Raw genomic sequence first — 14,106 nt, 5'->3', positions numbered from 1 at the left:
TTTATAATTAGTAATCTCCTATAGACTTAATAGGTTATTAGACATAAAAGAGTGTAAAAAACACTCTTTTATGTCCCCTTTTTTTTAGTTGATAAATCCTGCTCCGGCCGTTGTATTGGTCTGCGGATCTATTAAAATAAAGGACCCATTGGTTCTGTGATCCTTGAAAGAATCATAAAAAATTGGTTTGTTTAATTTAAATGTAACTTGGGCAATATCATTCATCTCTAAGCCGTTGATAGCCGCATGTACCCCTGAATAATCTGGGTTAATTTTATGGTGGATGTTGTCTACTTTGGCCAACACTTTATTGACTCCGTGTTGCACCACATATTTTTTCCCCGTTGTTAGCTTGTCTGAATCCATCCAAGAAACTGTGGCTGTAAACTCCTTGCCTATGGTAGGAAGGTCACCTACTTTTACCAACATATCTCCTCTACTTACATTCACCTCATCTTCTAAGGTAATGGTAACTGAAGAACGCCTTGTAGCGGTTTTGTATTTTTTATCGTAAAAATAAATGTCTTTTATTTTAGACTTTGTCATGGAGGGCAATACTACTACTTCATCGCCTACATTTAATTCCCCACCGTATACTTTCCCTGCAAATCCTCTGAAATCATGAAATTCATCGGTCTTAGGACGAATTACATATTGTACTGGAAAGCGAGGGGTTCCTACATTAAAAATATCCTTGCGATCTAGATCTTCAAAGTGTTCTAAAAGTGTTTGCCCTTTATACCACTCCATATTTTCAGATTTATTCACCACATTATCACCCTTTAAGGCACTCACGGGAATAAATGTAATTTTTTGATCTTGATATTCTCTTTTTGCCATTAATTTCTCAAAATCGGCCTTAATTGCATTGTATTTTTCTTCGGAAAAATCGACTAGGTCCATTTTATTAATCGCTACAATAACATCTTTAACACGCAGCATATTATTGATAAAAAAGTGACGATTGGTTTGCTCTATCACTCCTTTTCTAGCATCTATTAAAATAATTGCCGCTTGGGATGTGGAGGCACCAGTTACCATATTACGGGTATACTCTACATGCCCTGGTGTATCTGCAATAATATAACTTTTGGTTGCTGTTGAAAAGTAAATATGTGCAACATCTATGGTTATCCCTTGTTCTCTTTCTGCTACGAGTCCGTCTGTTGCCAAAGAAAAATCCAAATAGTCATATCCTTTTTGCTTACTCGTTTTTTCGATAGCTTCTAACTTATCATCGGTTAGCGATTTTGTATCGTACAGCAATCTCCCTATCAAGGTACTTTTACCATCATCTACACTCCCTGCTGTTGCTATTTTTAGTACGTTCATTCTTAATTCGTTGATCGTTGTTGGTTGTTCGTTTTAAAACCTTTAGGATTCAATAAAATCAGCCACAACTATTTTTAAAAAATATCTTAATTCACTTAATACTCTGCACTATCTACTAGAAGTACCCTTGTTGTTTTCTTTTTTCCATAGCTGCCTCGGAACGTTTATCATCGATACGCGCACCTCTTTCTGAAATTTTAGAATCTCTAATTTCTGCCACTACTTTTTTGATAGAATCGGCATGCGATAATACAGCTGCTGTACATGACATATCGCCAACAGTTCTAAAACGTACCCATCGTTCTTCTACGACCTCATCTTCTGCTCTAAAAACAACATCATCTTCCGCAGACCAGATTAAACCATCTCTTAAAAAGATGTTTCTTTTATGTGCAAAATAGATGGATGGAATTTCAATTTCCTCTTTTTCTATATAACTCCAAACGTCTAATTCTGTCCAGTTACTGATTGGAAAAACACGAACATTTTGTCCTATTTCTATTTCTCCGTTCAACATATCAAACAATTCTGGTCGTTGCTTCTTTTCATCCCATTGCCCAAAATCATCCCGAACCGAAAAAATACGTTCTTTGGCTCTTGCTTTTTCTTCATCTCTACGAGCTCCACCAATACAGGCATCAAACTTAAACTCTTCAATAGCATCTAAAAGCGTAGTAGTTTGCAACATATTTCTGCTCGAGTACTTTCCTGTTTCCTCGATAACTTTTCCTTCGTCAATAGAATCCTGAACGTTTCTAACGATAAGTTCTACACCTAATTCTTTTACCAATTTATCTCTAAAAGCAATCGTTTCTGGGAAATTATGCCCCGTATCAATATGCATTAATGGAAATGGAATTTTCGCAGGCCAAAATGCCTTTTGCGCCAAACGCACCAATGTGATGGAATCTTTTCCTCCAGAAAACAAGAGTACTGGACGCTCAAATTGAGCAGCTACTTCTCGCAATATATAGATGGCTTCGCTTTCGAGTGCATTGGTATCTACCTTCACTAGGTTATTCTTAATGGTTGTTTCTATTTCAGCTATTTCCAAAATCTAATTTTTTTTTAATTATTCGTTTACACCCGCTTAGGTATGCAAGCCACATTCTCTATTCTCCAATACTTTTGTAGGGTCAAAGTATTTGTGTTCGTTGGGCAAATTGCGTTGTTCCAAATACGCATCTAACTGTGTATCGCTCCAATGGTAAAACGGACTCACTTTTAATACCCCGTCTTTACTTAGACTTAAAATTCCCAAAGAATCTCGTAAGGCAGTCTGCCCTTTTCTAAGGTTTGTAAACCAAACGTCTGGCTTGTGTTCTGCCATTGCCCTTTTAAAAGGCTCCAACTTTACTTGTTCTGTAAATGCTGCATGCCTTGGATCCTCTATAGCGGGGATACCCATTACGGCATCTCTATGAGCAGTGGTTTGCAAGGGAACATACAGTTTTACATTAAGATCTAAACTAGAAATTATGGTTTCTGCATGTTTATAAGTATTGGGCGTATTATAGCCCGTATCACACCAAATTACAGGAATATCCTTTTTAATATCGGTAACTGCATTCAAAATAGCGACCTCATAAGGTCTAAAATTTGTAGTTACCACTGCATTTCTAGCATACTCTATGGCCCAAGAAATTATTTCTACAGGCGGAATCCCCCTAAACTGAGCATTCAAATTTTTAATAATATCTTCTGTAAAACCCATCTTATCGCTACTTATACGTTCTTATTTACCCCACTTAATTGAATTCCAAATACGCTCATGAAAAAAATACAAGGCCATTTTTGTCACCAACTCTATTAACCCAATTGAAAAGGCTAAGGTTAATGCTCCTGTAACAAACCAAGAAATTATAACGGTATCTATTGTTCCTACAATTCTCCAACTTATAGACTTTACTATACTCCTTTTGGGGCTCTCTGACTGTATGTCTGACTTGTAACTTCCTTTAGAAGTTTCTTTATTTAAAATCAATTGATCAGCAATCATTTGGTTAATTTTTATTACCCTATATAATTAGTAGGGATTACAAAAGTAAACTAAATTTTGAAAAATCATAATAAAAAACAAACAAATCCTATAGTTTTAGTAGATTACTAAAAATACATAGGGATTATTATGGATTGTGAAAAAGGCTTTTGTGTTGCTGTTTGAGCCCCGTAGAATATTAAGAAAGAGCAACCTACGGTATCGTTAGCTTGCCTATTACGCAGTGTACCTAAAAGCTGAATTACCTTTAGGCTTTGTAAAAAAATTAAATAAGATCGGCTAAGGTATTGCTCCGGTATATTTCTAAGGCACTATCTCTAACCTGAAGCATTAATTTATGTACGGAACAAGCCACCTCATCTGGGCAATCGTCACATTTTTCATAAAAATTAAGACTAACACAAGGTACCATAGCAATGGGGCCTTCTAACACCCGTATAACATCTGTCATCTGAATATTGGCCGGTTCTTTTAATAAATAATAACCCCCGCCTTTGCCTTTTTTAGATGCCAAAACCCCTGTTCTTCTGAGGGTCAGCAAAATACTTTCTAAAAATTTTTGAGAAATATTATTCTGTTGGGCAATTTCTCCAATAGGAACAGGATTCCTGTCTTTTTTTTGAGCTAAATAGGTTAAAGCCTTTAGTCCGTACTTGGTTTTTTTGGATAGCATGGTACAAAGATAGGCAAAATTGGGATTTAAATAATTTTCGTTTTTTGGAATAAACAAAATTTATGATCACCAGTCCATTTCTTTTTTAAAATCACAAATAGAATAATCATACGATGACAGCAATAGAAGTACTGTGGTAAAAAAAACGCTTTTTTTTACCACAGTACTTCATAAGTTTATTATTCCTAAAATTAGAAATAATCAGAAAAGACAAAAGAGAGAAAGTCAGCGTGATTTTTTTATACAGTTTAGGCAATAGAATTTTTGTTAACAAGAAGTTTAGAAATTTTTCTTATATTCATAGTATGAATTTGCCAGGTGATTTTTATCAGATAATTATTTTAATTATTGTTATAAGCATAGTTTGGGCTTTTGTAACGTATTATACCAAAAGTGGTAGGAACTTCCGAAGTAGTAGAAACAAAAAGGCTAGAAGACAGTTATAATTAGCTGAATCTCTCTATATACATATCCCAGGTTGTCCACTACTTTTCTCAATCATTTTCATTTTTCTATTCTAAAAGCCAAATTTAAAAATTTGACGGTCTTGGTAAACACGCACTAACCTTCTAATTTAACACTTTATAGCTCTGTCCTTTTTTGGCATTTCGTATTTTATTTTTTTCATTTAAAATGATTCTACTTTATTTGGTTCAAATAAGTTTTTGTTCCAATCAGTTCAAATTTCAATTCATTCGGAAGTATCGAAAATAAATGTAATAAGATATATACCCTCAGCTAATTCAATATACTCTTTTTCAATTTGTTTTGATTGATTAATTTTTCATCAATAGACAATGTTTATAAATTTTCATCTTCAGAGAGAAGCAGAGTTTACTTAATTTGAACTTGCATCAATAACAGACTTGAACGCTGGTTTGGGCCGCAACTGCCCATCAAATAAAAGCGCAGCTTGTCCCCTGCGCCATGATCGGGTATCGCTAATCCCCCAAAAAGTGACGCGATCGATGACATCGGAGTGACGCATAAAAATCTCGAACAGTTCTTTGTATACCTCCGCCTGTTTTTGATAGTTTTCTACCGGTATAGTTCTCTCTCCTTGGTTTACGCCAAAAGCACCACTATTATGACCAGTTGCGGTTACGTCCAATTCTGTAATAGATACCCTTAGCCCAAGAGATGCATAGTTTTCAATTGCCTTTTCAACATCTGCTAGGTTGGTGTCTAAGTGCCAATGTCCCTGAATTCCCACCCCAGTAATTGGAGCACCTTCTTTTATGAGACGCTTTAGTAGTAACATAGAACTGGCGTGTTTGCCCTTATTTTCAACTGCCCCTTGCTCAATATTATAATCGTTGTAATAAAGTTGTGCGTCAGGATTGGCCTCGTGCGCCCACTTGAAAGCCAAAGTCAATACATCTGGGCCAACAACTTTATACCAGCTAAAATCTCGCAGGTTTTCTGTAGTTCCGTCACCGCCATCGGCAATCGATTCATTGACAACATCCCATCCAATAACGGATCCTTTGTATCGCCCAGCAACGGTCATAATGTGATCCTTAAGACGCTGCAGCACTACTTGACGGCTCGCTATCTTACCCTGGATACTATTACGCCATATTTCTGTCGCAGTAGAACGAGGTGCAATAGGATTCCTATTCACTACGCGATGCCTAGCTGGTTCTACACCTTCTTCTATCTCTGGGTTCTCTGCCTGGAAAAACCAAGGGGACGTTTGTGAATGCCACACCAAGGTATGTCCCCAAACCTTTACACCATTCTGCTTAGACCATTCAACTATGGCATCAGGAGTCTTAAAATTGTATTTACCTTCCGAAGGATGAAGAGGTTGCGGTTTCATACAATTCTCTGGAGTAATGATGTCATATTGCGTTTTAACGCTCGTAAGCTCGTCCTCAGAAATTCCTCTCAAATCGCTTGCAGTTCCTATGAGAAATTTGCCAGCGTATGCTTCCTTTAGCGTCTTTTGAAATGCCGAGTTGGTATTGTGCTGACCGTAGACAGTGGCAGCTAGTGACACAGTCAGAATAAAGCTAGTAATTGAATTTTTGCTGACCATAATTTTATCTCTTTAGATAATTTTGTGCATTTTTTTAGTATAAAAATACGTAACAAAGCGATTCGTATGCTTTTATTTTCCATTGAGGTTAAGTGTCTTTATACAGATAAAGAAGAAAGACCCTCTGAAAGTTCATTAGGATTTTTAACGTTTAACTATTTGAAGTTCGTTACAATGTTCTTTTTCTTTGCCAAAAAGAATATACCCTCTGCTATTTTGAAACCCATTTTTAGAATACTTTCCAAACTGTTCAATTGCTATACATAAAGACCATTTTTCTGAACCGTCAATGAATCATGAAAGTCTTAATTTTAGGTGGATTGTTCTAATATTCTAAAATAGAATTCTGAATTTTTCTTTCAGTTTTTGCGTCATTACATTCTCTTAAATTACATACAACATACGAATATATCTATAATACTGTTATTTCTTTTATATCCGTAGTACTACTCTAATGGATTTTTAGTGTTATAAAAGTATTTGCAGTCATATGCATCTAAATTTCTACTGTTTAACAAGAACTATGCTTTACCATAAGTGCTTATACAATTATCTTACCCTATACACCACAAAAAAATCCTCAAGATTACGTCTTGAGGATTAAATTTATTTAAAAGGTGATGTACCTATTATAGAACGTCTACTACAATTTCCAGTTCTGCCGTTAATTCTACGGTTACAGAAACAGGTGCATTCTGAGCTGTTCCTTCAAGAACAACTGTTGCTTCTGCTCCATTTTTTATGGCCTGTGCAAATGCATTAAGCACATCTGTATTGGTTATGGCAACCGCTTGACCTTCTATGGTTGTTGGATTTACATCACTAAAAGAAATACTTGCCATACCAAAGGTCATACTCCCCGATAGCGTAGCATCTGCATTCCCTGTTACATTTTTAAAGGTATAGCTCAGGTTCTTTACGGTAACACTTTCTATACGATCTAGGTTATCTTGAACCTGTTCATCGTCTACAGAAATTGTAATACTTTCACTAAAACTGCTTTCACCTTGCAAAACTGCAACGGTAAGACTTGCTGTTTCCGTAACATTGACATCTACTTCTGTAAGCTCATCCAATTTATCACATGAATAGAATGCGAGAAAAAGAAATGCCAGGGTACTAATTTTTAATAGTTTCATACGAATTGATTTGTTTTTTATTAAGGGTGTTTATGACAAACGAAGTTCTAGACAAAATAGTATTAATAGACTAAGAAAATAGGACAACGAAGGTTGCCCCTGGTAAGAAGCGCATCTCTATTATTTTAGAGCACCGGACTATGGCTTTTTAAAGGATACGGTATTGTAGACAAAAGTTATTTTTCAATCGTAAATATAAATTTTGCCCCCTTTTTCAGTTTTGATTCTACTTTTATCAACCCTCCGCTTTTTTCTACTACTTTTTTTACTGTGGCTAAGCCTATACCATTACCACGTTTACCATATTTATCTTGGGGTGAAATAACTTCAAAGATTTCAAAAATCTTGTCTTGATCTTCCAAAGCAATGCCAAGTCCGTTGTCTTGAACATAAAGTTCATAGTGACTCGCAGTAGCTGTTATTCCAACTTCTATTTCAATAGTCTTCTTATCATTATATTTAATAGCATTAGCAACAAGGTTTATCAAAATTTGCTCCAGCGCGGCTCTGTTTGTAGTTATGCTTTTAATTGAAGTCTTTAAATTGAGTTTCAAATTATTCTCATAAGCGAAAAGCCCAGTAATGCTTTCAATTAAATCTGTAAGATTTATTTCTGATTTTTTTTCTTTTAAAACACTTTCAGATCTCGTATATTCTAGTAATCCGTCGATCATATTATTTAGATTATCAGATGATTTCGAAATTAAGCTTAGCATTTCCTGGCCTTCAGCATCTATCTTAGCACTATACGCTTCTGTAACTAGTTGTGACAATACTATGATGTTTGCCAAGGGTGCTTTTAAATCATGCGCTGCAACCGATGCAAAACGATCTAAGTCTTGATTTTTTTCTTCCAATTTTAATAAAGCTTCCTCTAAGGTTAACCGCGTCTTTCTAAGGTTTAACATATTCATTACCTGATTCCCTAGAGCTCTTAGAGATCTTAATTGACCCTCGCTTAGTAATTTTGGCCTTCTGTCTATAACGCACAAAGTCCCTAAAGGAAGGCCATTATCACTTATTAAAGGCACACCTGCATAGAAGACTATCTTTGGATCTCCTGTTACTAAGGGATTGTCAAAAAAGCGCTCATCTGTTCTGGCATCATCAACAATGAATATGTTGTCTTGGTCATTTATGGCATGCACACAAAAGGCATATTCTTTAGGTGTTTCTGATGCATCTACGCCATAGTGAGATTTGAACCATTGACGCTTACTATCAATTAAGCTAATTAAAGAAATTTGAGTCCCACATATTTCTGCTGCAATGGCAGTTATGTCATCATAATCAGATTCTGAAAGCGTATCAAGTATGGAATAGGATTCTAAAGCCTTTAATCTTTCTTTTTCATTAGCATGCTCTTTTGCTTCTTTCATAGTATCATTATTATGGCAAACAGCTCGGCTATGGCAAAAAGGGAAACTTTTTGTTTCCGTCTATGTACGAAGCTAAAGCTTTATGTTTTGTTTATTTTTTTAGTTAACCATTATTTTTTTATAGAAAATAATAACTTCAAAAAACAATAATGGTATACCCGCTGAGTACTCCAGCTTTTTTTTGGATGGTAGGGCGTTTTCCTTCAAACCCTTTTACAGCCCATATTGTTTTAGGGCCATAGAAGCTTATTCTATAATTTCGTAGTCAATACTTAATTTCCGCAAAGCTCTTAAGGCGGAACCGGAGCTTTTATCTTCCATTTCAATAGCAACGGAATCTCCTTCTAAAAGAATGTCTGTAAGTTGATGAGACAAAGATTCATCCATATTAGTTGCTATCTCTGCAATACAGTTGGCAATTGCCCTTCTATCTGGTCTTTGGGCATCACATGACAATAAGTTTACTTTCATAAGAATACCAATGATTTTAATTTTATGAGAATGCTGCATTTACATATTACACTTCTTGTGAGGGTCCTTGTAGGCTTCCGCAACGAAGTTAACCAATAAAAAATGAACCTGTCTGCAGGAAGGCAGAAAATGCGACAGCCCCAGCGCTTCGGGCTTCACAAGTAGGCAAGAACTAGCAATAAATTATATATGGTATTTGCAACAGTATTTTTATTCAGTTATTTTGGCTGATATGATTCAAATTTTCGAATGACACAAGGTTTTTCAGTTTCAAAAATTCCTTTTTGGAAGGCTTGAGAGTGCAACTCGGGTAATTTCTCAAATTCTTTTTTCCGATGTCTGTCAACTTTTCTAGGTGACATAAAATCGTAGGTAGTTGCCAAAAACAAAATTATCTCTTGATTTTCACATTCCTTAGAGACTGTAATCGTTGCCCATTCATAGCCAACACCAGCAAAAATTAATTTATCCGTTTCTTTGGGTAATTTGATTTGGAAATACCCATTCAAGTCAGATTGTCCAATTTTGATTGTGTCTTTGTCGAATATTGTAATTCCTATGGCACTTTCTAAAAATTGGTCGATAGTTTTCCCCCTTAAAGTCCGTTGTCCAAATGCAGAAAAAATGCAAAAAAAGAATGATATGAAAAATGCTGTTTTAAATCTCAAAGTTTTCGGTTTTCATATTGTTGCCAACGTTTAATCTATAACTGCTGTCTGAGAAATCATTTAGGATTTTTTAGAATTGGAATCGATCCAGATTAAAAGTACTGAATTTATTCATAGGAAATAGCAAGACTGAATTGTAGGTGTTGTTGTGGTGCGTTTTTTTATACAATCTGCTTAATTGTATTCATTGAAAGGAACATTTTTTCACTATCTGGTAGTTGTTCAAATCCAAACTTTTTATAAAACTTCACGGCATATTTATTAATTGGATCAACGACCACAGCCATTGCACCGATACTTTCTTCGGATAGGGTAAAAGCTCTGAATAGAGCATCTAGCAAAAGGTGTTCTCCGAGACCGGAGCCTTTTTCCTTTACATCCCTGGCTAATCGACCAAGTAAGATTACAGGCGCATTATAATTCTTGGGTACTTTTTTGAGGTATTTTTCAGGTATTAGCTCTCTTCCAAGACTTTCGCTGGTAAGAGTATAATAGCCTATAACATTATAATCCTCATCTGTAGCTACAAAACAAATTGCAAGTCTTTTTTTTACATCTTGACTAACTTGTCTTTGGATATAGTCTGTAAGCGACTGCTCTTCACATTCAAAATTCTTTCTATTGTGAGTCTTGTCTAGTATAGAAATATCCAATCTTAGGCTTTTTTTGATTTGTATCTTTTAGCAGCTGCTACTAAATTTTTATTTGGTTTTGTATTGCTAAAGACGGCATCAAAAAAAACTTGACGGTCATTTTCAGTAGTAATAATCCTATCCTTTTCAGCAACAATTTCTTCTGCTTTCTTTTTAACTATACGAACAACAAAGCTGCTGAATGACTTATCCCCGCTAAGCTTTTGAGCTCTTTTGAAAATTCTTTTGTCAGTAGAGGAAACTCTTAACTCTATCCGTTCGTCTTTGCTTATTTGTGCTCCCATTATAAATTTGTTTGATACAAATGTACGGTTATTTGCCGTACAATGCAAATTTTATTCAAATGCACTACAACAAACGGATAACTGTATGTGTACTGTTATTTCTACTATAGGGGGAAGGGGGAGTCCTAATCTAGTTTATTTTTTAGTATTATAAAAGTAACCCGAATTGTAGGTGTTGTTAGCTTTAGTTTTATTATTTTTCATTCACTCGTTTTCTAATATTCAAAAGACTTGGGATTATTAATACGAACTGTACAAAAATCACAAATAAAATCAGAGCAATTACAATAGTCCAAATATTTTCATTTTCTAAATTTTCATAATAATTTATAATGACCAGTGCTATTGGGATAAAAATAAATGTATAGAAATTCGGAATTGGGGTTATTTTTATCTTTAAATCATTATCTGTTTTAAAAATAAATATAGGCGAATAATAGTCGGCATAATTTCCAGGTTTATATTTCACGAAATATTTGAATTCGGATTTATATTTAGTTGTTATAGAAGAACCGTTTTCAAACATAACTTTTCTTTTCCCTTCCAATTCAGTCGGAATAAAATGTTCTAAAAAAAGTTGTTTGTCTATGTCGGTCATTCAAATTAAAGCTAACGGTTTAGCTATGAACAGTACGGGAGCAAACTAGCGTTTGCTTTCCGCCACGCACGTAGCGAAATCTTTTGGTTTTGTTTTTTCTTTTTTTTGTTCAAAAGCGAAATCCCAAAGATTTCGCGACTTCATAAAAATACACAAACCTTTCGATTTAGCCCTAAACTCCGCATTACGTTTAGGTTTTGTTGTGCATAGTTTTTTAAGTGGTGTGAAGCGGGGGACTCGAACCCACAAAACCCTCTGTCCTAAAAAAGTTTAAGTTTCATCAGCTACTAATATTCCAAAGCAAAGGCTCCATTCTTCACACGAGGGTCGCTTCACGAATAATCATTTTCAATTTTTCCATAATTACAGATTTTATCAATTCAATAAACATTATTGCTAACGCGAAGAACAGAAGTTGACTGAGGTCCAATAGATAACTGGTTACTAATTCTACTTTATTGCATAGGCTCTTAGATATGTTTAAAATGGCAAATCTTCCCAATTTGCTGATTCCGTTTCTACTTTTTGGTTTTCTATTTCAATTGTTTTCTCAATTGATTCGATAAATTTTATCGAGTTTGTTACGTTGTTGAAAATTAGTACGCTTTCGGGATAATTTAAAATAGCATTATCGTGCGCAAAACTTCTATTGTTTCTTATATCGTTGAAAGCCTCTATAACGTGAATGGAATATTTTAAAATTCGCTCAGTCATTACGGATTCAATTTTGTCGCTAGCCACAATGAATTTAACGTATTTGCCAAATATTGCATTTAATGATTCATCTTTATTAACCTCAATCTTGTGGTTTTCACAAAGCTGTCTAATAAATTTCATTACGTAAGTATGCAATCTATCTAAGGCAACTTCTGGCTCATTTTTATTAATGCTTTCACGAATAGATTTTGCAAGCAAGCTAAAATCTCTATCATCTTCAACTTCCTTAATTACTTCGATTTCACTAACAATCGTGTCCGATTTTAGCCTTTCAGATATCTTTTCACACTCATTATGTAATCTTTCTAAGAGGTTATCTATTTTACGCTCCCCCATATTCACTTGTACGAGCCAATATTCTAATAATTTCTCAATAAGTAGTCCAACATTATAGTTTGATTCTGTATCCCAAAATACTCTCAATCTTCTCGCTTTTGATTCTCCGTTGCTATAATATTTTTCTTCTTCTATATTAAACTTAATTGAATCATAAATGAAATTATGAAAAGTGCGATTACTAAAGTCCAAGACATATCCACCTTCCATTTCAAACATTCTTTCTAAATATCTTTTGTCTTGAAAACTTAGGTCTGCCATTCTTTTTTTAAATTATGCACAACGTACAGCTATCTGTATGTGTACTGTTATTTCTTTTATGGGGGGAGCGTACTAATCTAGTTTATTTTTTAGTATTATAAAAGTAACTGTAGGCGAATGCCTATAAATTTCCATAGTGTACTAGATCTTGGGACCAGGAATGGTTGATGGTTGATGGTTGATGGTTGATGGTTGAAAAAACAAAATCTGGTGACAATAGCAACACATAAACAAAAAACAAATCCACAATTTAAATCAAAAGTGATTCATGATTCTGGATACCCTACTGTCGACTTCGTATTTTGTACTTTTCACTGTTTCCACTACCCTAGCGCCTGTTGAATATCGGCCATAATATCATCTATATGCTCCAAGCCAACAGAAACCCGTACCGTACCGTCTGTAATACCCACAGATTCACGATCTTCAACGGTTAATTTACTGTGTGTGGTAGAAGCAGGATGCGTTACAATACTTCTAGAGTCGCCCAAGTTGGCAGACAGCGATAGTAATTTTATAGCATCAAAAAATTCTTGTCCGGCTTTAAGGCCGCCTTTTACTTCAAAAGCCACAATACAACCCCCGGCTTTCATTTGCTTGATAGCAATTGCATGTTGAGGATGCGATTTTAAAAATGGATATTTTACCCAATTTACTTTGGGGTGGTTCTCTAAATATTCCGCCAATTGCAAGGCATTGCTACAATGCCGGTCTACACGTACCGCAAGGGTCTCTAAACTTTTAGACAATACCCATGCATTAAAAGGAGAGAGTGCCGGTCCTGAGATTCTAGAAAAACGATATACCTTGTCTATTAAATCGGCACTACCAACCGTAATACCAGCTAACACCCTACCTTGACCATCCATTAATTTGGTCCCCGAATGGATGACCAAATGGGCTCCAAACTTTATAGGTTGTTGTAAATAGGGGGAGGCAAAACAATTGTCTATTATCAGTATTAAATTGTGTTTTTTAGCAATGGCACCCAAGACTTCCAAATCCAACACATCTACTGCTGGGTTTGTGGGTGATTCTGCATACAACACCTTAGTTTTAGGGGTAATTAGTTTTTCTATGGAGGCTACATCATCAATATTAAAATAACTGGTAGAAATGTTCCATTTCGGAAAAAAATTGACAAACAAACTATGGGTAGACCCAAAAATACTCTTACAAGACACCACATGATCACCACTTTCTAATAAGGCGGCAAAGGTGGAAAAAACAGCTGCCATACCAGAGGCAAAAGCAAAACCAGCTTCTGCGCCTTCCATCTGACATACTTTTTCTATAAATTCTGATGTATTGGGATTGGAATATCTGGAATATACATTTCTGTTCTTTTCTTCCGCAAAGGAAGCACGCATATCTTCTGCATCTTCAAACACATAACTAGACGTTAGGTACAAAGGCACTGAGTGCTCTAAATGTTGTGAGCGTTCTAGCTGTGTGCGTATGGCGTTTGTTTCAAATTTTTTCTTTGTCATTATCTCTATGTATACAAATGGTGACTGAGCGTAGCCGAAGTCAATTTAGGTCACAATCTACCACC

15 protein-coding genes are annotated in these 14,106 nt (G+C 35.3%); all 15 read right to left on the bottom strand.

All coding sequences use genetic code 11. From position 1 onward, the window contains the following. Positions 1-84: 84 nt before the first annotated feature. Entirely contained in the window at positions 85-1,332 is a 1,248-nt protein-coding gene (locus MWU65_RS02510; RefSeq protein WP_247075516.1) for a GTP-binding protein, read from the bottom strand. Positions 1,333-1,447: 115 nt separating this feature from the next. Beyond that, on the bottom strand, positions 1,448-2,380 hold the full coding sequence (gene cysD, locus MWU65_RS02505; protein ID WP_247075899.1) for a sulfate adenylyltransferase subunit CysD: 933 nt from the start codon (positions 2,378-2,380) through the stop codon (positions 1,448-1,450). Between the two features lie 42 nt (positions 2,381-2,422). Continuing rightward, positions 2,423-3,046 carry a phosphoadenosine phosphosulfate reductase family protein gene (locus tag MWU65_RS02500; protein WP_247075515.1) on the bottom strand — a complete coding sequence of 208 codons (624 nt, stop codon included), beginning with the start codon at positions 3,044-3,046 and terminating at the stop codon, positions 2,423-2,425. 21 nt (positions 3,047-3,067) lie between these two features. Then, a complete protein-coding gene (locus MWU65_RS02495; RefSeq protein ID WP_247075514.1) occupies positions 3,068-3,331 on the bottom strand; it encodes a DUF2061 domain-containing protein in 264 nt (87 codons plus the stop codon). A 265-nt stretch (positions 3,332-3,596) separates the two neighbouring features. Then, entirely contained in the window at positions 3,597-4,004 is a 408-nt protein-coding gene (locus MWU65_RS02490) for an Rrf2 family transcriptional regulator (RefSeq protein ID WP_247075513.1), read from the bottom strand. An 838-nt stretch (positions 4,005-4,842) separates the two neighbouring features. After that, a complete protein-coding gene (locus MWU65_RS02485) occupies positions 4,843-6,006 on the bottom strand; it encodes an endo-1,4-beta-xylanase (protein ID WP_247075512.1) in 1,164 nt (387 codons plus the stop codon). A gap of 668 nt (positions 6,007-6,674) precedes the next feature. After that, complete coding sequence (locus tag MWU65_RS02480; protein WP_247075511.1) at positions 6,675-7,184, bottom strand: hypothetical protein; 510 nt, start codon at positions 7,182-7,184, stop codon at positions 6,675-6,677. A gap of 176 nt (positions 7,185-7,360) precedes the next feature. Further along, complete coding sequence (locus MWU65_RS02475) at positions 7,361-8,563, bottom strand: GAF domain-containing sensor histidine kinase (RefSeq protein WP_247075510.1); 1,203 nt, start codon at positions 8,561-8,563, stop codon at positions 7,361-7,363. A gap of 246 nt (positions 8,564-8,809) precedes the next feature. Further along, a complete protein-coding gene (locus MWU65_RS02470) occupies positions 8,810-9,034 on the bottom strand; it encodes a hypothetical protein (RefSeq protein ID WP_247075509.1) in 225 nt (74 codons plus the stop codon). A gap of 218 nt (positions 9,035-9,252) precedes the next feature. Next, complete coding sequence (locus MWU65_RS02465; protein ID WP_247075508.1) at positions 9,253-9,702, bottom strand: carboxypeptidase-like regulatory domain-containing protein; 450 nt, start codon at positions 9,700-9,702, stop codon at positions 9,253-9,255. A 161-nt stretch (positions 9,703-9,863) separates the two neighbouring features. Further along, positions 9,864-10,355, bottom strand: coding sequence for a GNAT family N-acetyltransferase (locus tag MWU65_RS02460; protein WP_247075507.1), 492 nt, complete (start codon positions 10,353-10,355; stop codon positions 9,864-9,866). Positions 10,356-10,357: 2 nt separating this feature from the next. Continuing rightward, a complete protein-coding gene (locus MWU65_RS02455; protein WP_247075506.1) occupies positions 10,358-10,639 on the bottom strand; it encodes a DUF1778 domain-containing protein in 282 nt (93 codons plus the stop codon). A 193-nt stretch (positions 10,640-10,832) separates the two neighbouring features. Continuing rightward, the gene (locus MWU65_RS02450) at positions 10,833-11,237 is read right to left on the bottom strand and encodes a hypothetical protein (protein WP_247075505.1); all 405 of its coding nucleotides are present in this window, start codon (positions 11,235-11,237) and stop codon (positions 10,833-10,835) included. 480 nt (positions 11,238-11,717) lie between these two features. After that, positions 11,718-12,551, bottom strand: a complete 834-nt coding sequence (locus MWU65_RS02445) for an abortive infection family protein (RefSeq protein WP_247075504.1) — start codon at positions 12,549-12,551, stop codon at positions 11,718-11,720. Positions 12,552-12,874: 323 nt separating this feature from the next. Then, a complete protein-coding gene (locus MWU65_RS02440; protein ID WP_247075503.1) occupies positions 12,875-14,041 on the bottom strand; it encodes an aminotransferase class I/II-fold pyridoxal phosphate-dependent enzyme in 1,167 nt (388 codons plus the stop codon). Between the last annotated feature and the right edge of the window lie 65 nt (positions 14,042-14,106).

The organism is Cellulophaga sp. F20128, assembly GCF_023015805.1.
Taxonomy (GTDB): Bacteria; Bacteroidota; Bacteroidia; order Flavobacteriales; family Flavobacteriaceae; genus Cellulophaga.
The sequence above is the reverse complement of the archived record's forward strand: the minus strand, read 5'-3'. Positions and strand labels throughout refer to the sequence as shown.